The organism is Nocardia sp. NPDC003999, assembly GCF_053604885.1.
In genome coordinates, this window is the sequence record NZ_JBSGIB010000001.1 from 691,034 (window position 1) to 710,856 (window position 19,823).

The 19,823-nt window shown below is 68.9% G+C and carries 19 protein-coding genes and 1 pseudogene; 4 read left to right on the forward strand and 16 right to left on the reverse strand.

The genetic code is table 11. The features are described from left to right. Positions 1–61: 61 nt before the first annotated feature. The 7 genes and pseudogenes from ACWESM_RS03355 to ACWESM_RS03385 form a co-directional block, all read right to left on the reverse strand. On the reverse strand, positions 62–1,117 hold the full coding sequence (locus ACWESM_RS03355) for a cobalamin-independent methionine synthase II family protein (protein ID WP_397275381.1): 1,056 nt from the start codon (positions 1,115–1,117) through the stop codon (positions 62–64). Positions 1,118–1,691: 574 nt separating this feature from the next. Beyond that, on the reverse strand, positions 1,692–1,913 hold the full coding sequence (locus ACWESM_RS03360) for a hypothetical protein (RefSeq protein WP_356961115.1): 222 nt from the start codon (positions 1,911–1,913) through the stop codon (positions 1,692–1,694). A 197-nt stretch (positions 1,914–2,110) separates the two neighbouring features. Continuing rightward, positions 2,111–2,224 (reverse strand): annotated as a pseudogene (locus ACWESM_RS03365) (electron transfer flavoprotein subunit alpha/FixB family protein); the annotation flags it as partial. A gap of 52 nt (positions 2,225–2,276) precedes the next feature. Continuing rightward, positions 2,277–3,371, reverse strand: coding sequence for a hypothetical protein (locus ACWESM_RS03370; RefSeq protein ID WP_364429345.1), 1,095 nt, complete (start codon positions 3,369–3,371; stop codon positions 2,277–2,279). Positions 3,372–3,427: 56 nt separating this feature from the next. Next, entirely contained in the window at positions 3,428–3,988 is a 561-nt protein-coding gene (locus tag ACWESM_RS03375; protein ID WP_364429348.1) for a DUF4365 domain-containing protein, read from the reverse strand. A gap of 143 nt (positions 3,989–4,131) precedes the next feature. Further along, complete coding sequence (locus ACWESM_RS03380; protein ID WP_355078776.1) at positions 4,132–5,088, reverse strand: electron transfer flavoprotein subunit alpha/FixB family protein; 957 nt, start codon at positions 5,086–5,088, stop codon at positions 4,132–4,134. 36 nt (positions 5,089–5,124) lie between these two features. Next, the gene (locus tag ACWESM_RS03385; RefSeq protein WP_355078775.1) at positions 5,125–5,910 is read right to left on the reverse strand and encodes an electron transfer flavoprotein subunit beta/FixA family protein; all 786 of its coding nucleotides are present in this window, start codon (positions 5,908–5,910) and stop codon (positions 5,125–5,127) included. A 262-nt stretch (positions 5,911–6,172) separates the two neighbouring features. Here ACWESM_RS03385 and ACWESM_RS03390 point away from each other — a divergent pair, with 262 nt between their 5' ends. The 3 genes from ACWESM_RS03390 to ACWESM_RS03400 are packed head-to-tail and all read left to right on the forward strand — an operon-like array spanning position 6,173 to position 9,905. Further along, the gene (locus ACWESM_RS03390) at positions 6,173–6,991 is read left to right on the forward strand and encodes a methyltransferase domain-containing protein (protein WP_355078774.1); all 819 of its coding nucleotides are present in this window, start codon (positions 6,173–6,175) and stop codon (positions 6,989–6,991) included. Next, entirely contained in the window at positions 6,988–8,655 is a 1,668-nt protein-coding gene (locus tag ACWESM_RS03395; RefSeq protein ID WP_452490893.1) for a 1,4-alpha-glucan branching protein domain-containing protein, read from the forward strand. Before ACWESM_RS03390 ends, ACWESM_RS03395 begins: the two co-directional genes overlap by 4 nt. Next, positions 8,652–9,905, forward strand: a complete 1,254-nt coding sequence (locus ACWESM_RS03400) for a glycosyltransferase family 4 protein (RefSeq protein ID WP_039795312.1) — start codon at positions 8,652–8,654, stop codon at positions 9,903–9,905. The genes ACWESM_RS03395 and ACWESM_RS03400 overlap by 4 nt, the downstream gene beginning before the upstream one ends. Before the next feature lie 4 nt (positions 9,906–9,909). On the opposite strand, the gene ACWESM_RS03405 is transcribed toward ACWESM_RS03400, so the two are convergent. Both ACWESM_RS03405 and ACWESM_RS03410 read right to left on the reverse strand, forming a co-directional pair. Continuing rightward, the gene (locus ACWESM_RS03405) at positions 9,910–10,455 is read right to left on the reverse strand and encodes a DUF1697 domain-containing protein (protein ID WP_355078772.1); all 546 of its coding nucleotides are present in this window, start codon (positions 10,453–10,455) and stop codon (positions 9,910–9,912) included. A 33-nt stretch (positions 10,456–10,488) separates the two neighbouring features. Continuing rightward, positions 10,489–11,238, reverse strand: coding sequence for an acyltransferase (locus ACWESM_RS03410; RefSeq protein WP_355078771.1), 750 nt, complete (start codon positions 11,236–11,238; stop codon positions 10,489–10,491). A gap of 232 nt (positions 11,239–11,470) precedes the next feature. Between ACWESM_RS03410 and ACWESM_RS03415 the strand changes: the two genes are divergently transcribed. Then, positions 11,471–12,769, forward strand: coding sequence for an outer membrane protein assembly factor BamB family protein (locus ACWESM_RS03415; RefSeq protein WP_364429359.1), 1,299 nt, complete (start codon positions 11,471–11,473; stop codon positions 12,767–12,769). A gap of 264 nt (positions 12,770–13,033) precedes the next feature. Here the strand turns inward: ACWESM_RS03415 and ACWESM_RS03420 are convergent, their stop codons facing one another. From ACWESM_RS03420 to ACWESM_RS03450, 7 genes are all read right to left on the reverse strand, one after another. Then, positions 13,034–14,197, reverse strand: coding sequence for a THUMP-like domain-containing protein (locus ACWESM_RS03420; protein WP_364429362.1), 1,164 nt, complete (start codon positions 14,195–14,197; stop codon positions 13,034–13,036). Positions 14,198–14,393: 196 nt separating this feature from the next. Next, positions 14,394–15,371, reverse strand: a complete 978-nt coding sequence (locus ACWESM_RS03425; protein ID WP_364429365.1) for a class I SAM-dependent methyltransferase — start codon at positions 15,369–15,371, stop codon at positions 14,394–14,396. A 37-nt stretch (positions 15,372–15,408) separates the two neighbouring features. Beyond that, positions 15,409–16,185: an enoyl-CoA hydratase-related protein gene (locus tag ACWESM_RS03430; protein ID WP_355078767.1), complete on the reverse strand. Its 777-nt coding sequence runs from the start codon at positions 16,183–16,185 to the stop codon at positions 15,409–15,411. A gap of 245 nt (positions 16,186–16,430) precedes the next feature. Beyond that, entirely contained in the window at positions 16,431–17,201 is a 771-nt protein-coding gene (locus ACWESM_RS03435) for an NUDIX hydrolase (protein ID WP_355078832.1), read from the reverse strand. 349 nt (positions 17,202–17,550) lie between these two features. Beyond that, on the reverse strand, positions 17,551–18,384 hold the full coding sequence (locus ACWESM_RS03440; RefSeq protein ID WP_364429369.1) for an ABC transporter ATP-binding protein: 834 nt from the start codon (positions 18,382–18,384) through the stop codon (positions 17,551–17,553). Between the two features lie 136 nt (positions 18,385–18,520). Further along, a complete protein-coding gene (locus tag ACWESM_RS03445) occupies positions 18,521–19,324 on the reverse strand; it encodes an aminoacyl-tRNA hydrolase (RefSeq protein ID WP_452490894.1) in 804 nt (267 codons plus the stop codon). After that, positions 19,321–19,665, reverse strand: coding sequence for a protease inhibitor I42 family protein (locus tag ACWESM_RS03450; protein WP_452490895.1), 345 nt, complete (start codon positions 19,663–19,665; stop codon positions 19,321–19,323). The genes ACWESM_RS03445 and ACWESM_RS03450 overlap by 4 nt, the downstream gene beginning before the upstream one ends. Positions 19,666–19,823 lie beyond the last annotated feature (158 nt).

The window sequence follows — 19,823 nt, forward strand, 5'->3', positions numbered from 1 at the left end:
CGCAATCCGACCCTGCGCGAGAGGACCGGCCCCGGCCTGAACCGGGGCGAGTCACCGCAATTCAGACGCCCAATTCCGTCGCCGCCAGCGCCGTGCCCTCGATACGCGCACGGATCTTGGCGAACGCGGTCTCCCGCGAGGTGGAGGTGTCGTCGGCGAACGGCGAGAAGCCGCAGTCGTCGCAGGTGCCCAACCGATCGACGGGCAGGTAGCGGGCGGCGAGCAGCACCCGGTCGCGGACCTGTTCGGGTGTCTCGACCTGCGGGTCGATCGGGTCGGTGACACCGATGAACACCCGCGCCTCGGCGGGCAGGTGTTCGGCGACCACTGCGAGCACCTTCTCCGGATCCGGCTCGCTCGCGAACTGGAGGTAGAACGCGCCCACTCGCAGTTGCAGCAGCTTCGGCAGCAATTCGACGTAGTCCACGTCCAGGCTGTGCGTGGAGTCCTGGTCGCCGCCCGGGCAGGTGTGCACGCCGATCCTGGCTCGCTCCTCGTCCGAGAATCGGTCGAGCACTGTGTTGTTCAGCTCGATGAACTGGTCGAGCACACCGCCGCTCGGATCCAGCTTGAGCGACAGTCGCCCTTCGGTGAAGTCGAGTTGCACCAGGTGCGCGCCCGCCTCCAGGCAGGCGCGGATATCGGCCTCCGCCGCGTCGGCGAGGTCGGCGAGGAACTGCTCGCGGGGGTAACCCTCGATCCCGTCGGCCGGATACAGCAGGCTCAGCGCCGATGGCGCGATGACGGCCTGCTTCACCGGAACGGTGGCGTGCTGCTGCGCGTCGCGCAGGTAGTCCGCCGCGTGCGCGGCATAGCGGAACGGACCGGAGGCCAGCCGGGGCAGCTGTCTCTGGTGTCCGTCGGCGAACGGGATGATCGCCCCGTCCGGGGCCAGATTATCCAGCCCGGCAATCGGATAGGTGGCGAAACTCGGCTTGGACTGCTCGCCGTCGGTGACGACGGGAGAGCCGAGTTCTTCCAGCTTGCGGACGGTCTCGGCGACCGCGCTGCGCTGGAGTTCGGCGAGCGCGGCGGCGTCGCCGGATTCGTCGGCCATGGCGGCCAACAGATCGTGAGGTCGAGGGATGCTACCGATCGGTTCCGTTGGGATGCTCACCGGCCGAGTGTAAGTCCGCCACCCGCATCGCCGACGCGAAATCACCTGCGCCGTAATTTCTTTCGCAGCGGTCACGATTTTCGCTCACCTGGCCTCGAGAGTTCGCACCAATTTCGCGCCGATTTTTCCCGACCGAGCACAACGAACCAAGCGCTCGACGATCAGCGCCACTACATCCTCATTGGCCACAACGGTTCGAGCCGACCAGCGCCTCGGCGGAGTCGCTCGAACCCGGTGTCAGTTCTCTCGTTTCCTCGCGAGGCGCACGAACAACATGTCGGCCGCGCGGCGGCTATTCGCTCGACCAGTTGGATCAGGTCACAGTCGCAAGTGGTGGATCGCGAGACTCGAATTGCCAGTCGGCCGCCGCCGAACCGGCCTGCCTCGCAGCCTCTCGACAGGCCATCATCGGTCTCACACGAGAGTTCCGGTGGCCGGAGGCAAGTATTTTCGGCGGTGGTCGAAAACGGGACAGGACCACCGCGCAGCAATCGACGCGGTGGTCCTGGGGTTGTGCGACAGATCGTCCGGCGAGGGTGGTGCGGATCAGGTCAGCCCGCCCTCACCACTCCGATCAGCGGAAGATGCCCACTCGCCAGCCGTTTCCTACGGCCTTGCAGCTGTAATGGGGGACGTTGATGTCACCCTCGGAAACGCGCCGCGCCTCCTCTCGCTTCGCGGCGGCCAGGCATTCCTTTTCGTTCGGATACACCTCTGCCTGCGCCGCAGGCGCCAAGGCGATCAGTGCCCCCGTGGCCAGCGCGCCCATCAGCAGTCCCGTAACCGTCTTCTTCACTTCTGAATCCCCTAGTGTCGATGACTCCCCCCCTTCGGGGGACTTGACGCCGATGAAACTAGCAAGCAACGCGTGAGATCGGCGAATCGGGTCATCAACCGTGCCGACCACGAGCAGTCTCGGGCCATCTGGTAATCCCAAGGGCGCGTTGGGGATCGCGCACCAGAACCGCAGGCTGACCAAATCAGCGAAAGGCGTCAGCCCTTGTGCGTCTTGACCGCTTCGGTCAGCTGCGGCGCGACGTTGAACAGGTCGCCCACGATGCCGAAGTCGGCGATCTCGAAGATCGGCACCTCTTCGTCCTTGTTGACGGGCGACTTTCGCATCGACCAGATCCCGGGCAGAGTTTCTCGCACGCCGACGTCAGCTCTCCCGGTGTAGATAACTCGAGTCCAGGCTGATCATCCCGGTCAGGCGCCAAGCACCGCGTTCGAACACGAGATCGCCGGACACGACAATCGGCTGCTTGCTCTGGTGTGCGCGGATCGCCCACTGATAGTCGTCACCGACGAGCGGTACGTGCACTTTTCGCAGACGTCCGTCTACGTGTGCCGACAATACGATGCTCGTGGCTTCTTGGTCATCGTCACCGAGGTCATCCCGGTTCAGGGTGCGCACCAGACCGATCAGGGTCAAATGACGCGGCGGCTCTTCACGGCGAACCAAACGCTCTCGGACACGAGGCAACCCCGCCATCGCGTTGCGGTCGATAACGATCCGTGAGGTCTCGACCTCCGGCGGCCGCTCGCCGGCTGCCCAGTCGAAGGATAGATCGAGTGCGCGTAGGGCTTCGGGCTGCGTCAGGTCCAGCACAGATTCGACCAAACTGCCACTCAGGCCCAACTGTCCCGCGTGGTCTAAGGCGCGCTCGTCCCAGTCGAGCGCGAGCTGCCGCGCCGACTGCAGACCTGTCGCCAACGTCGTCATCACCTTGCGCGGAAACGGCACCGCTGGTGGCCCGGCGACTTGCGGTAACGGAATCTCACCGAGACGGGTCACCACGGTGAACACGAAACTGCCGCGCCTGGTGTGTCCGAGACGAATGTCGTCTTCCAGAAAATTGGTGACCACGGCCGATCTGCGACCCCGATGCGAGTGGGTCGGGTCGTCGGCAGTGGTCGCGGCGGCCTTCATCATCGTGAACAGGGCTTCCAAGGTTGTCTCGGCCTGCCGGAACGGGATGGTGCCGTCACTCATTTCCTGGTCGAGTCGCACGAAGAACAAGTCCGCTCGAGCAGCCGCTATTCGTTCGACCAGTTGCACTGGGTCCCAGTCGTAGATGGTGGCGAGCGATTGCAGTGTTTCGCGGAACCGCCGGGAGAAGTCGACGTAATCGGTCGCCAAGGGCAGCATGATCCGCCCTAGAAGGCCGTCCTCGCCCGAAAGTTGCCAAATCTCTTTGACACCTTGCTCGCGAACCTCGAGCTGCCAGTCATGGGTCGCGAGGTACTGGGACACAGCTGGGGGCGATAGCGCGGACGCGACCTCCCGGAGGCTGTCGAGCGGAGTACTTCTCACCACTGACCTCCTTCGCCGATCGACTGCATGATGCCGCGCAGTCCACCCACGTCGAAGAGGTTACTTCGCGGTAGGTGGACCGTCTTGCTGGCTTTATCGTCCTCGATCCCGCCGAGGTTCGCCGCGCGTTCCCAGTACATGCGGCTGGATGTTCTGAGGCCGTCCTCGGAAAGGTCTAGCAGTTCATCCGGCTCATCCGGTATGAGCAACACGCCGAGCACTGCCGGGACGAACCGTTTGGGATTCACCAGCTTGAGAAACCCGTCTCGCTTCATCGACCACGTCATGTCCTGTGGTCTGAGCAAGTGCTGCTGCGTCGTGCACTTGAGCTGCATTTCGAATTCGGGGCAGTAGTATCTCGCATAATCCGCGGAAGCCACGATGGTGATGTCAACCCCGTCGTAGTCGGTCTCGTGACTCTTGACCGAACAGCCCGCAGCGGCGGCGACCATGCGCACGAAACCGAGGCTGAATTGTTCCTGCCGCGCGGTGATCGGCAGACCGCCGTCCACGCCGGTCGCCGTCTGAGAACTGCCGCTGTCCACGACGCCGCTCATCGCCCCCCTTGTCCCCATCCTGCAGTGCAGCAACGCACGCCAACAGTAGCTCAAAAGCGTTGCAAGCACCGCTATTTGGATGTGCGAAGAAAAAGTGGCCCCGACCGTCCGGTCGGGGCCACTTCTCGATCGCTCCGAGGGTGTCAGCCCTTGTGCGTCTTGACCGCTTCGGTCAGCTGCGGCGCGACGTTGAACAGGTCGCCCACGATGCCGTAGTCGGCGATCTCGAAGATCGGCGCCTCTTCGTCCTTGTTGACGGCGACGATGGTCTTCGAGGTCTGCATGCCCGCGCGGTGCTGGATCGCGCCCGAGATGCCGAGGGCGATGTACAGCTGCGGGGAGACCGTCTTACCGGTCTGGCCGACCTGGAACTGGCCCGGGTAGTAGCCCGAGTCGACGGCGGCGCGTGAAGCGCCCACGGCCGCGCCGAGCGAGTCGGCCAGGGCCTCGACCACCGAGAAGTTGTCGGCGGAACCGACGCCGCGGCCACCGGAGACCACGATGCTCGCCTCGGTGAGTTCCGGGCGGTCACCGCCGACGACCGGCTCGCGCGAGGTCACCTTGACCACGCCCTCTTCCTGCGCGGGCACCTCGACGGTCACCTTCTCGCCTGCGCCGGCCTGCGCGGAGGCCTCGACGGCGCCCGGGCGGACCGAGATCACCGGGACATCGCCGGTGACCTTGGCGTCGACGGTGAACGCGCCACCGAAGATGGAGTGCACGGCGGTGCCGTCGGACTTCACGTCGATGACGTCGACCAGCAGGCCGGAGCCGATGCGGGCGGCCAGGCGACCCGACACCTCCTTGCCCTCGGCGCTGGCGGCGACGATGACGGCGGCGGGCGAGACCGACTCGGTCAGCGCGGCCAGCACGTCGACCTTCGGGGTCACCAGGTAGTTCTCCACATCGTCGGACTCGGCGATGTAGATCTTCTCGGCGCCCGCGGCGGCCAGCGCGTCGGCCAGCTTCTCGCCGGTGCCCGCCGTGCCGAGCACGACGGCGGCGGGCTCGCCAAGGGCGCGAGCGGCGGTGAGCAGTTCGGTGCTGACCTTCTTGATCGCACCCTCGGCGTGCTCGACGAGCACGAGTACTTCAGCCATGTGTTCTCTCCTAGGAAGTCTGCAGCGCTACCGAGATCAGATGATCTTCTGGCCGATCAGGTACTGGGCGATCTTGGTGCCGCCGTCGCCTTCGTCGGCGATCTTCTCGCCCGCGGTGCGCGGAGGCTTCGGCGTGGCGGCGGTGACGGCGGAACCCGCGTTCGCGACGCCCACGGTCGAGGGGTCGACGCCCAGGTCGGCCAGCGTGAAGGTCTGCACTTCCTTCTTCTTCGCGGCCATGATGCCCTTGAAGGACGGGAAACGCGGCTCGTTGATCTTCTCGGTGACGCTGACGATGGCGGGCAGCGAGGCCTCCAGCTTGAACACGCCCTCGTCGGTCTCGCGCTCACCGGTGATCTTGTCGCCGTCGACGACCAGCTTGCGCAGGTGCGTCAGCTGCGGCAGGCCGAGGTACTCGGCGATGATCGCGGGCACCGCGCCCGCGCGGCCGTCGGTGGCCTCGTTGCCCGCGATGACCAGCTCGACACCCTCGACCTGACCGAGCGCACTCGCCAGCACCCACGCCGTCTGCACGGCGTCGGAGCCGTGGATGGCCGGGTCGTTGATGTGGATGGCCTTGTCGGCGCCCATGGACAGCGCCTTGCGGATGGCCTCGGTGGCGCGGTCCGGACCGGCGGCCAGCACGGTGACCTCACCGCCCTGGGCCTCCTTGATCAGCAGCGCCTCTTCGACGGCGCGCTCGTTGATCTCGTCGAGGACGGCGTCGGCGGCCTCGCGATCGAGCGTGAAGTCACCATCGGTGAGCTTGCGCTCGGACCAGGTGTCGGGAACCTGCTTGATGAGTACGACGATGTTCGGCATCGGTCTTCGTCGACCTCCTGTTCTGGTTACACGTATGTGGTGGTCGCACGAACTGCGCCGTACGCCCGGGTGGGTGGCTCAGGCCGTGACATTACCTTACGTTAAGTTACCCGTGGGTAACTTAGTGGCTTCTCTCTCACAATTGGTTACCACGCACTACAGTGCGCGGTTCCGGCGACCCCTTTCCCGGCGAGCGAAGCCGCCCTCCGGGGCAGCCGGGTGGGGTATGCCCCGCGGATGCCGTGCCAGTAACGTCGGAGTGATGAGCGAGGCTGTGATCCCTGCCGCAGTGGACGACCCGTCCGGCATCACCGTGGCATCCGAGACGAGCACCGGCGCCGTCGAACCACTGCCGCTGACCGGCGAGCGCACCGTTCCGGGCATCGCCGAGGAGAACTACTGGTTCCGCAGGCACGAGATCGCCTACGCCCGTCTGCTGGACCGTTGCGCCGGAAAGACGGTGCTGGAGGCGGGTTCCGGTGAGGGCTACGGCGCCGACATGATCGCCGGCGTGGCCACCAAGGTGATCGGCGTCGACTACGACACCGGCGCCGTCGAACACGTGCGCGTGCGCTACCCCCGCGTGGAGATGCTCCACGGCAACCTCGCCGAGCTGCCGCTGGAGGACGCCTCGGTCGACGTCGTGGTGAACTTCCAAGTGATCGAGCACCTTTGGGATCAGGCCCAGTTCCTGCGCGAATGCCTGCGCGTGCTTCGTCCCGGCGGTGAGCTGCTGATCAGCACCCCCAACCGGATCACCTTCTCGCCCGGTCGCGACACTCCGCTCAACCCGTTCCACACGAGGGAACTCAACGCGGCCGAGCTGACCGAATTGCTGGTCGAGGCCGGATTCGAGGTGTCGGAGATGATCGGCGTGCACCACGGGCCCGGCCTGAAAGCATTGGACGCCAAGCACGGCGGGTCGTTCATCGACGCGCAGATCGAACGCGCGCTGGCCGGGGAACCCTGGCCCGCGGAACTCACCGCGGACGTCGCGAGCGTCGCGGTGGACGATTTCGAGTTGCTGGCCGCGAACATCGACGCGAGCCTGGATCTGATCGCCATCGCGGTGAAGCCTTGACCGATCGCGGTACCGTGCCCGGCGGGCACGCGGCAAGTCCCGTGCCGGGCCAGTTCACCTTGGTCCTGCACTCCCACCTGCCCTGGCTGGCACATCACGGTCGCTGGCCGGTCGGCGAGGAATGGCTCTACCAGTCCTGGGCCGCCTCCTACCTGCCCGTCGTCGAAGTGTTGCGAACCCTTGCGGCCGAAGGCCGTTCGCATCTGCTCAGCCTCGGTATCACACCGGTACTCGCGGCCCAGCTGGACGACCCGCACTGCCTGGCGGGCATGCACCACTGGCTGGGCAACTGGCAGCTGCGCGCCGACGAAGCCGCCATGGCGGGCAATGTCGCGCTGGGCAGGCACGAACACCGCCTGGCCGCCGCCGCCCTGGCCGAGTTCGAGCAGTACTGGCGGCACGGCGCCGCGCCGGTCTGGCGCGCGCTCGTCGACGCGGAGGCCATCGAACTGCTCGGCGGCCCGCTGGCCCACCCGTTCCAGCCGCTGCTGGACCCACGGCTGCGCCAGTTCCAGCTCACCGAGGGCCTGGCCGACGCGCGACACCGCTGGGGCCACACACCGACCGGCATCTGGGCGCCGGAATGCGGCTACACCCCCGGCATGGAGGTCGGCTACGCCACCGCGGGTGTGACGCATTTCATGGTCGACGGCCCCGCGCTGCGCGGCGATACCACGCTCGGCCGACCGGTCCGGGATTCCGACGTGGTCGCGTTCGGGCGCGATTTGCAGGTGAGTTACCGCGTGTGGTCACCGAAATCCGGCTATCCCGGCCACGGCGCCTACCGTGACTTTCATCACTATGACCACGCCACAGGTCTCAAACCCGCGCGGGTCACCGGCAAGACCGTCGCGGGCCCGGACAAGGCTCCCTACGATCCGGAACTCGCCGCCGCGGCCGTCGTCCGGGATGTGGACGACTTCGTGCGGACGGTGCGCGAGCGGTTGATCTCCGAGTCCGAGCGGATCGGCAGGCCCGCCCTGGTCGTCGCCGCGTTCGACACCGAACTGTTCGGCCACTGGTGGCACGAGGGCCCGCAGTGGCTGGCGCAGGTACTGCGGGCGCTGCCGGAGGCGGGCGTCACCGTGGGCACCCTCGCCGACGCCCGAGCGCGCGGCTACCTGGGCGAACCGGTGCCACTGGCCGACTCGTCCTGGGGTTCGGGCAAGGACTGGCGGGTGTGGGCGGGCGAACAAGTGCGCGACCTGGTCGAGCTCAACGACGACATCGTGCGGCTGACCCTGGACACCGTCGACAAGATGCGCGCCGCCCAGGGCGGCGCACCCGGACTCCGCGATCACGTCGCCGATCAGCTGCTGCGCGAAGCGATCCTGACCGTCTCCAGCGACTGGGCGTTCATGGTCAGCAAGGACTCCGCCGCGGGGTACGCGCGCGACCGCGCGCACCGCCACGCCCACGCCGTCCGGGAAATCGCCGCGGCCGTCGGGGCGGGCCAACTCGCGAAAGCACGGCAGTTGGCGGCAGGATGGGGGGCAGCTGACGGACTCTTCCCCGGCGTGGACGCGCGACGACTCACGTCCGCGGGGTCCGTACCCAGCGCCACCGGGGCAGTATCCGCCGCCGAGCCAGGCCCGGACTCCGCCACCGCGGACCACGGACCGGTTCCGGCGGACCCGGGCTCGGCCGCAGAAGGACTTGCATGAAGATTTTGATGGTGTCGTGGGAGTACCCACCCGTCGTGGTCGGCGGGCTGGGTAGGCACGTGCATCACCTCGCCGTCGAACTCGCCGCGGCCGGCCACGAGGTGGTCGTCCTGTCCCGGCGCCCCTCCGGCACCGACGCCTCCACCCATCCCACGCACTCCTACATCGCCGAAGGCGTGCTGGTGGTCGCGGTCGCCGAGGACCCGCCGGTGTTCGACTTCGGCGAGGACATGCTCGCCTGGACGCTGGCCATGGGACACGCCATGGTGCGCGCGGGCGTCGCGCTCGGGAAGCCCGGCATCGGCGACGGCTGGACGCCGGACGTGGTGCACGCGCACGACTGGCTGGTCGCCCACCCCGGCATCGCCCTGGCCGAGTACTACGACGTGCCGCTGGTGTCGACCATCCACGCCACCGAGGCCGGGCGGCACAGCGGCTGGGTCGCGGGCAAGGTCAACAAGCAGGTGCACTCGGTGGAGTGGTGGCTCGCCAACGAGTCCGACGCGCTGATCACCTGCTCGTCGTCCATGCAGGACGAAGTCGAGCGGCTCTACGGTCCGGAGCGGATCCCGATGACGGTGATCCGCAACGGCATCGACGTGGGCGCGTGGACTTTCCGCCCGCGCGCGCCGCGCAGCGGTCCGCCCCGGCTGCTGTACGTGGGCAGGCTCGAGTACGAGAAGGGCGTGCAGGACGCGATCGCCGCGCTGCCGCGCATCCGCCGCGCCCACCCCGGCACCACCCTGACCGTCGCGGGCGTCGGCACCCAGTTCGAGTGGTTGCGCGAGCGCGCCCGGGTGCACCGCGTCGCCCGCGCGGTGAACTTCGCCGGTCAGCTCGACCACGCGGAACTGCTCGGCTGGCTGCACGGCGCCGACGCGATCGTGCTGCCGAGCCGATACGAACCGTTCGGCATCGTCGCGCTGGAGGCGGCCGCGGCGGGCACCCCGCTGATCACCTCGACGGCGGGCGGCCTGGGCGAGGCCGTGATCGACGGCGTCACCGGCGCCTCCTTCGCGCCCGCCGACGTCGACGGATTGGTCGAGGCGGTCCGCGCCACCCTCGACGATCCCGCCGCCGCGCAGCAGCGCGCCTACGCCGCCCGGGAACGGCTCACCGCCGACTTCGCCTGGGATGTGGTGGCCGCCGAGACCGCTCAGGTGTACCACTCGGCCAAGCGGCGGGTGCGCAACCCGTTGGGCCGCCCGTCCATCGTGGAACGCCCGCTGCCGGAACGCGATCCGAAGTAGCCCGCTAAGCCGCCAGTTTCTTGACGACGCGCTCGATCGTGAGCCAGGTGCGGGTGGTGATGTCCTTGCCGTATGTCTTCTCCAGCCAGGCCATGAAGTCGGGCGTCTTGCCCGGCTGACTGTTGTCGATGACCGCGAGGAAGGCACGGGCCGCCTCGTCGTAGCCCACGACCCGGGTGAGCGGGTCCGGCCGCTCGGGCAGGGTTGCCGGAGGCTCGGCCGTGTCCTTGAGGAACGTGGCGATCAGATACGTGCCGCGTCCGTGGGTCAGGCCGTGGAAAGGGTCGGTGTCCAGCAACGCGCGCAGTTCGTCGTGGCTGCGGATGATCGTGCCGCCGCCGATGCCCAATTCCTGGACCAGCGCCTGCTGGATACGCTCCTCGAGCGCGGGCACGTCGGTCTCCGCGCTGCGGAACACGATGTTGCCACTGGTCAGCACCGAACCGACGCCCTCGAATCCGAGCGATTCGAACACCGCGCGCAACTTCGCGTTGCTCATGTTCGGATTGCTCGGCATGATCCCGCGCAACAGGGCGGCGTAGGCAGTCATAGCGCGAACCTACCCGCCCGGACCGACGAACTCTCAGGCGTTCTGCGCGGCACCGTTCTTCTTGCGCGCGATGTCCTCCAGCGCGGCAAGGTATTCGGCGCGCTGCTCGGCGCCCGCCTCCCAGGCCGCCTTGCGGTTCTTGACCACCTTGGCCGGCGCGCCGACGGCGATGCTGAAGTCCGGGATCTCGCCCTTGACCACGGCGTGCGCGCCGAGCACGCAGCCGCGCCCGACGCGGGTGTCGCGCAGCACGGTCACCTTGGCCGCGATCCAGGTGTCGGGGCCGATGCGCACCGGGCTCTTCACGATGCCCTGGTCTTTGATCGGCACGTTGATGTCGTCCATCTTGTGGTCGAAGTCGCAGATGTAGCACCAGTCGGCGACCAGGGTCGATTCCCCGATCTCGATGTCGAGGTAGGTGTTGACCACGTTGTCCTTGCCGAACACCACCTTGTCGCCGATGCGCAGCGAACCCTCGTGGCAGCGGATCGCGTTGCCGTCGCCGATGTGCACCCAGCGGCCGATCTCCATGCGGCTCAGTTCCGGCGTGGCGTGGATCTCGACGCGGCGGCCGAGGAAGACCATGCCGCGCAGCACGATGTGCGGGTTGGCCAGGCGGAACTTGAACAGCCGGTAGTAACGCACCAGATACCAGGGCGTGTACGCCCGGTTCGCGAGCACCCAGCGCAGCGACGCCCGCGTCAGAAAACGCGCCTGCTGCGGATCCCGGCGGCGCGATCCCCGCCAGCGCGAGCGCAACGGTGCGCCCCACATGCTCGTCACGAACGGTTCTCCTGTCGTGGTCCTACCGGCCGTCGCCCGCCTCGGCGGCGACGGATAGAGCCTATCGCCCGTGGCGAGCATCGCGACGAGCACCCGCTACGACAACGCCGGGACTCGTTCACCCGCGCAAAGGCCTCCCGTACAGTGACTCCTGCGCCGGACAGGGCGCGGGTGCGAGCCAACGACGACAGGAGTACGGCAGGTGCGAAGCGGCGGCGTACTGGCTACTTCCATGTGGCGACCGTCCCGGAAACGCGCCGCGGTCGTGCTGGCCGCGGTCGGCGCGCTGACGCTGGCCGGTTGCGGCACCGACTACGACGACATCACCGTCGGCACCGGCAAGGGCTGGACCGCCGCCTACCACGACGGCCGCAACAGCGGCACCGCTCCGGTCACCGGGTCGCGGAAGCTCGGACTGAGCTGGCAGCGGCCGGTCGGCGGACCGATCGCCCAGCCGATCACGCTGGGGCCCGACGGCCAGCTGTTCGTCACCACGCGTCTGGCGAACTGCTCGATCTTCTCCTTCCAGATGGCCACCGGCCGCAAGCGGTTCTGCAACGCCCTCGGCCCGAGCGCGATCTCCTCGCCGTCGGCGGTCGACTGGATGTCCAATGTCTACATCGGCGACGACAGCAGGGTGATCTCCTTCAACTACCTGGGCCAGCCGCGGTGGGCGACGCCCGTGGCCGGAACGCCGGTCTCGGTGCAGTTCACCGGGGACGGCAAACTGCTGACGATCAGCCAGTCCGGTCAGGTCGACGTGCTGTCCAGGCAGACCGGGGACCGGGCGGTTCCGAGCGTGCAGTTGCTCGGCGAACCGGATTTCCTCGCGCACGCGGGCCTCGGCTGGCCGGACGCGGGCCAGGGACTGGACGACTGCGCCACCGGAGGGCCGCACTGCCCGGTCGCGAACATCTCCCCCATCGACGCCGCCAGTGGCCGTTTCTACGTGACGTTGTGGCAGCCGGGGCGGCCTGCCGCGTCCCTCGTCGCGCTGCGCTACACCGGCGCGAAGGTCGCGCGGGAGTGGAGCGCCGAGTTGTTGCTCGGTGGCAGCGCGACCAGTCCGGCCCTGTCCGCCGACGGCGGCACCGTCTACGTCGGCGACAACAACAACCGCCTGATCGCGCTCGACACCGTTGACGGGCGGACCAAGTGGGTGCACCGGCTGGATTGGACGCCGCGCGGCGGCATCTCGGTGTCCGACGACGGCCTGATCATCCCGTCGGGCGAGGAAGGCTACCTGCTCGCACTGCGGGACAACGGCGACAGTGTCGAGACGGTTTGGGAACGTAAGGATCTGGCGCTGCGCGGCCCTGCGGCGCAGACGGCGGGCGACACCGGCTACGTCACCGCGGCGATCGGCGACGGCCTGAACCTCGTCACCTTCGACACGCGGACCGGAACCACCATCGATTCCGACGTCCTCCCGGGCGCGAAGGGTACGACCACCGGTACGTCGGTCGGCGCGAAGGGTGAAGTCGTGGTCGCCACCCGCATCGGCGAGATCTTCGCGTTCACACCGGAATAGCGCCCGGTCGCGAGGTCCGGGTGCGGAGCCCGCTGGAGCGGCCCGCGCGCGGATACCAGCCGGGCAGACTCGTTTCGGATACCGGGCCCGCAGTGCAGACGCGGGGTTGATCCGCGCGGGCGACGCGGACGGTCGGCGCGGCCGGTAGAGTCGCCGATCTTCGGCAGCGATCTGCCCGCACAGCCGACGGACCAACGGTGTGCCGACGCCGCACGGCTCGTCGTCGCGGGACTTCCGGCGTAGGGCACGATTCGCCCCGGATGGTCACGGGGTGACACAGAGGAAGACCGTCGCGCTACGGCCTATGCGAGTGATCACCAGCGTATGCGGTTGACTGCCACGGAGCTTGAGGCGCGAACGGAGGGCATCGGGGTCGATGTCGACACCCCGGGCGAGGATTTCGAGGGGTCCGCAGTCACGGCGATGCAGTTCGGCGCGGAGCGCCTTCTCGCGGAAGTCCATACGGTCGAGGACGCGGAAGCCACGTACTCCCTCGGGCACGGTGTCGCCGGTGAGATAGGCGATGCGGGGATCGAGTTGCCACAAGCCGTGTTTCGCGGCGTAGTGGCGGACGAGACCGGCGCGCACGACCGCGCCGTCCGGGTCGACGATCCACTGCCCCGGCGGGCGCTCGTCGATGACGTCGGGTTCGGCGTCGGTGATAGTCCAGGCGGCGGCCTTGGAGGAGAGCACCGTGGCCCGACGGGTGACGCCGGGCTCGGTGAGTCCCGACGACCAGAGGCACGCCTCGCGCACGGAGCCGTCGAGCGACACCACCTCCACCTCGCCGGGCCAGCCGAGACGGTCGAAATCCAAACCGGGCGCGCACTTCACGGCGAGATCGCGCCCACGATAGGCGTCTAGCAGATCCGGCAGTGGCGGTTGCAGTTTGGCCGGGTCGTGGGTGCGGCGGCCGTCGGCGCGCCGGGCCGGGTCGGCGGTCACGACGGTGTCGACGCTGCACGGCGTCAGCGCATCCGCCTTGGCCAGCAAGACATTCCGATGACCGGACAGATTGCGGGACGCCATCGCCAACCGTACATCGTCCAGATCGCTGCCGAGCACGGCGGGACAGTGCGGCGCCAGGGCCGCCAGCTCCGCGCCGATCGAGCAGGTCACGTCGTGCACCGCCCGCCCGGCCAGGCGCGTGGCCCGGTGCCTGGCGACAGCGGTCGGGGTCGCCTGCTGCAAGGCGTCGTCGGTGAACAACCACTCCCCCGCGTCGGCCAGTTTGGCCGTGGCGCGGCGGCGCAACCGGACCGTCTCGACCAGCGCCGCAGCGCGGTCACCATAGGCGCCGCGCACCTGCTCGAGATCCTTCAGCAGGGACACGGACGTCAGCGCCAGGCGATCCACTTCGGCCAGTGCGGCCCGACCGGTCGCGCTACCCAGGTACCCGACGTCGTCGCGGGTGAAGAGATAGCCCACTATCGGCCCCGCATAGGGATCGAGTCGACCCGCCTGATTCCGGCGATCGTGATCGTGCCGGTTCGGATCGTGGAAGACCGAGCCCGGTCACGGCATTCGAACCGGCGCGGCGATATGGGCGCGTGTAAACCCACCGCGGCAGCCCCGATGGTGCTGCCGCGATGAGCGATGCGGTCGCGACAGGTATCGCGCGCCACTACTTTCCGGCGGAGGTGGGCTTCACGCCGGTGATCATGGCGTTGTAGAAGAACTGGCGCGGGACGACACGGCGCATGACGTTCTCGTCCACCCAGCTCAGGCCCAGCCAGGCGCGGTACATCGCCATCCGGTAGCGCCAGGTGAGCTTCTCGGCGGGGACCGCGGCCTCGAAGGTGCGCACGGGCCAGCCCCACAGGGCGGCCGCGAACTCCTCGGTCTTGGCCGCCACCTCGACGGCGCCCGCCGAGCGAGCCATCGACTCCAGGGAGCGCGGATCGAAGGTGTGCAGGTCGACGACGGCCTCGAGGGCCGCCGCGCGCGAGGACTCGTCCAGCTCCTCCTGCGGACGCCGCCAGTCGCTGAGCATCGGCAGCTTGGTCACCGTGGTGGTGGCCTTCCACGTGATGCGGCCCAGCCAGCGGGCGTAGAAGTTGCCGACCGTGGTCGGCTCACCGGCGAACACGAAGCGGCCGCCCGGCTTCAGCACGCGCAGGCACTCCTTGAGCGCCAGCTCGACGTCGGGGATGTGGTGCAGCACCGCGTGGCCGACCACCAGATCGAAGGTGTCGTCGTCGTAGGGGATGGTCTCCGCGTCGGCGACCCGGCCGTCCACGTCCAGTCCGAGGTTCTGCGCGTTTCGCAGCGCCACCTTCACCATGCCCGGCGACAGGTCGGTGACCGAGCCCGATTTCGCCACGCCCGCCTGCATCAGGTTCAGCAGGAAGAATCCGGTACCGCAGCCCAGTTCGAGCGCCTTGCCGTAGGGCAGCGGCGCGGGGCCGACGGCCAAGTCGAACCGGCCGCGCGCGTATTCGATACAGCGCTCGTCATAGGAAATGGACCATTTGTCGTCATAGGTCTCGGCTTCCCAGTCGTGGTAGAGCACCTGGGCCAGCTTCGTATCCTTGAGCGCTGCTTCGACCTCTGCCTCGGTGGCGTGCGGGTTCGGCGCGGGGTCGTCGGGACGTACCGTCATGGTCGGCAAGCCTACCCAAATCCGCAGTTGACGCCTGCTATCGGCCCACGAATTCGGCCGACCCTGGACCGTTGGCCAGATAAGAACCTGTTCCTATCAGGCGATCTTCCGTCGTGAACAGGGCCGACCACTCGCCGCGGGCGCGATCGAGGCCGTGCGGACCGGCTTCGAAAACCGCTTTCGCGGCGGCCAGCGCGCGGGCGGGACCGTCGGCGAACTGGCGCGCCCACCGCATCGCGGCGGTGTACACGTCGTCCGGCGCGACGACTTCGTCGACGAGGCCGAGCGCCTTCGCCTCGTCCGGTTCGACGAAACGACCGGTGTAGACGAGGTCCTTGGCCGCGCCCGGCCCGATCAGCAGGGACAGGCGCCGGATGCCCGCGAGCGGGATCAATCCCGTCTCGATCTGCGGCAGGCCCAATTTGACGTTGTCACCGATGATGCGGCGGTCCGCTCCCAGAGCCAACTCCAGCCCGCCGCCGAGGCAGTAACCGCTGATCGCCGCGACGGTGGGTTGCGGGATCCGGGCCAGACAGCCAAGGGCGTGCTGCAGGTCGGCCGCCATGGCGGCGGCCTGGGCGCTGCCGAGCCCGAACAGTTCGGCCACGTCGTCGCCCGCCGAGAACACTCGTTCGTCGCCGTACACCACCACCGCGGCGACACCCTGGTCCGCCGCGACGGCGTCCGCCGCCTCGGCCAGTTCGCGCGCCAGCTGCAGGTTCAGCAGGTTCATCGGCGGGCGGGCGATCCGGAGGACGGCCACGCGCCGCGCGGCATCGCCTTCGGTCAGCTCCAGGGTCACGAATTCGGCCATGGGACGCACGCTACCGGGTGCTGACCGGCGTGAGCGGTGGGCCCTCAGAACCGCGGCACGATGTCAGCGCGAGGGTCCGCCGATGCGGACAGGAGGCATAGCGCGGGCGGTCGGACCCGGCAGGCGGCACACCCCTCGCCGGTGCCCTACCACTACCGGGCAAGCCCGCACGGCAGACCTGTGCACGGCCGGCAGACACCGCAGCATGGCCGGAAAGCCCGCTCAGGCGGGGAGCGCCCGAACGGTCACGGGCGCGCCGAGCCCTTGAGCCGCCCGGCATCGGGGAGATCGGCGAAATAGCGTCGGTTGTCCGGGAAGGACAGCAGCTGTTTGCCGTCCAGATCGGCCAGCACCGGCATGATCGGATCGATAGTCCGCCGCGCGGCGAGGATGTCGGCGGTGGAGCCGAATTCGCCGAGCGCGATCAGCTGCGACCAAGTCGGTGGCAGCAGGACGTCTGCTCCCGAGCGCCACCGTGCCAGCGCCTCGGCGGGGGTGCGCCACTGCACCTCCGCCGCCTCGGAGGTGGCGCCGTCGGCGAGCTGCCCCTGCGGCAGCACCGCGACGAAGAAGCGAGTGTCGTAGCGACGCGGCTCGATGACCGGCGTGATCCAGTTCGCCCACGGCCGCAGCAGGTCGGCGCGCAGCACCAGCTTCTCCTCCGCGAGGAAGGACGCCAGCGACAGTTCCCTGCGCTCGAGCCTTGCGCGGGCCTCGTGGTAATCGGTGGTGTCGGAGACGACGCTGTCGGCGGTCGGCCCGGCCAATAGCACGCCGCACTCCTCGAACGTCTCCCGGACGGCAGCGCAGACCAGCGCCTTCGCCCTGGTTTCGCTGGTCGCGAATTGTTCGGCCCACCATGCGGGTTCGGGACCGGCCCAGGCGATGTCGGCGGTTCCGTCGGACGGGTCGACGCCGCCGCCGGGGAACACGGTCATGCCCGCGGCGAACGCCATCGCGCCGACCCTGCGCTGCAGGAAGATCTCGGGCCCGTCGGCTCCGTCGCGCACCAGCATCACGGTGGACGCGTCTTTGAGCGGCGGTTCGGGTTGCTGAGAGTCTGCCTGCGCTACTGTCTCACTCACCCTTGCACCTTAATAGGTGCAGTCGGAAGTCCGTCCTCAGCCCGCGCACGGCCGGAGCGAAGGCGAAAGCACGCACAACAGGCGCAGTCGGACGTCGTCCGTCCGCAGCCCGCCCACGCCCGGAGCGAACGCGTACGCACAACACGCGAAGTCGGACGTCGTCCGTCCGCAGCCCGCCCACGCCCGGAGCGAACGCGGAGGTACACACAACGCGCACGCCCGGAGCGAAGGCGGAGGTACGCACAACGCACCCAAACTGCGCGATCGCACGCCGTCCGAGTCAGCGGGTGCGGTGACTGCCCGCCCGCCGCGAACGCCGCGCGAAGTAGCGGCCGTCGACTCGATCCAGGGCGATCGACTGGCGGAAGGCGTCGCTGAGGTTCTCGGCGGTGAGCACGTCGGAGAGCAGGCCCTGCGCGACCACTTCGCCCTCGTTGAGCAGCAGGCCGTGGGTGAATCCGGGTGGGATCTCCTCCACGTGGTGGGTGACCAGCACGATCGCGGGCGAGTCCGGATCGGCGGCGAGATCGCCGAGCCGCTCCACCAGTTCCTCGCGGCCGCCCAGGTCCAAGCCCGCGGCGGGCTCGTCGAGCAGCAGCAGCTCGGGATCGGTCATCAGCGCGCGGGCGATGAGCACGCGTTTGCGTTCGCCCTCCGACAGCGTTCCGTAGGTGCGGTCGGAGAGATGTTCGGCTCCGAGGCTTTCCAGCATGTCGATGGCGCGATCGGTGTCCACGTCGTCGTAGCGCTCCCGCCAGCGGCCGAGCACCGCGTAACCCGCGGACACCACCAGATCGCTGACCTTCTCGTCGGTCGGAACCCGGCTGGCCACCGCCGCCGACGACAGCCCGATGCGCGGGCGCAGCTCGCTGATGTCCACCTTTCCGATGCGCTCCCCGAGCAGATGGGCGATGCCCGCGGTGGGATGCAGTTCGGCGGCGGCCATACGCAGCAGCGAGGTCTTGCCCGCGCCGTTGGGGCCGAGGACCACCCAGCGTTCGTCGAGCTCGACCTGCCAGGTGACCGGCCCGACGAGAGTACGGCCGGAGCGGCGGACGGTCACGTCGGTGAAATCGATGAGCAGATCGGGATCCGGTTGCGGCACGCGCTCCATCTTGGCCCACCCCGGGGGGCACTTGCCAACGCAGGGAGGGAAAACCGACCCGGTCGGTCGATCTGTGCTGGAACGCCGCCGTCCCGGCCGGATCGGCCGCACCGACCGACACGCGCGCCGCGCCGTAGCGGAGGGTTCACCAGGACCGGGCGGGCACCGCGATCACCGTCATGGAGCCCGGCGCCACTTCGGTGTATCCCGCGTCGCGCACCGCGATCGCCGCGCCCTCCGCCACGTGCTCGGCCAGCGACGCCCAGCGCCGCGGGTCGGCCTCGCGGACCGCGCAGCGGAAGCCGAGTTCCGCCCAGCGCAGCGCGTGCTCCACCGGCAGCGCACCGGCCAGCAGCATGCTCGCGTGACCCACCTGCGCGGCGGCCTTGCCCAACGTCATCCCGAGCCCGGCGTTCACCCACAGCACCGGCAGTTCAGGATCGGGCGGGCCGGGCTCGTCGTGCGTGAGGTCGGTGCCGCCGATCTGCAGACGCTTGATTCGCGGGTCGACCTGCCCCACCGGCCCCGGGACCAGCGCCCGCGCCTGCGCGCCGTCGATCTCCACCGTGACGCCCGCGACAGCGCAAGTCGCCTGCCACTGTGCGCCGCGAGCGCGCCGAGCCACCTTGCGGATCCGGGAGCGCTTCCAGGCCAGATAGCGTTCTTCCCACTCGCCGCCCGGCCCGACTCGCTCGTCCAGGCACAGTGCCACCGCGGCCGACGCGGCGGCGGCGAGCAGCGCACTGCGCGGCGGCGGGTCGATCTTCGGCAGATGCAGGACCATCTGCATCGCCTGCACCATGGCCGGGTCGTCCGGATCGCCCGCGCCGTAGCCGCCGGCCAGCTCCGCGTGCCGGGCCCGGAACCCGTCGACGTCCGACGCCGTTGCCACGCCGCGGATCTCGCCGTTCTCACGCACTTCGGCGCCGCATTCCGGAATGCTCGTCATCGCTCCACCTCGATCGTCGACGAAAACGTCCGGGCCGGTTCGGAACCCGGCTCCCACGGACGCGCGTACTCCATCGTCAGCGGCGACGCACGGGACGCCACGCCGACGAAACTCCACACCCACGTCCTGCCCGCGCCCGGCGCGGGTGGGTCGGGTTCGAGATCCGCCGCTCCGTCCTGCTTCGCCACGGCCGCACCGGCTTTCGCGATACTCCCCGAGTAGGCGGTGGACGGATTCGCGGGGTGCGCGATCACCAGCCGCCGCCCCATGCGCGGTGGTCGCTGTTGTCGACCGTCCGCTTCACCCATGCGGACAACGGATTTCGCGGACTCTGTCGTCACATCCGGCACCCCGCCGCCGATCCGGCGGGCAGCACAAGCAGGGACTTGCGCACCCGTCCTCCGATCGCCGCATGATCAACAGCAGCGAGCCTACCGATGCGGGCGTACCTCCGCCTTCGCTCCGGCCATGCGCGGAGTCACCGACCGACTACGTCCGT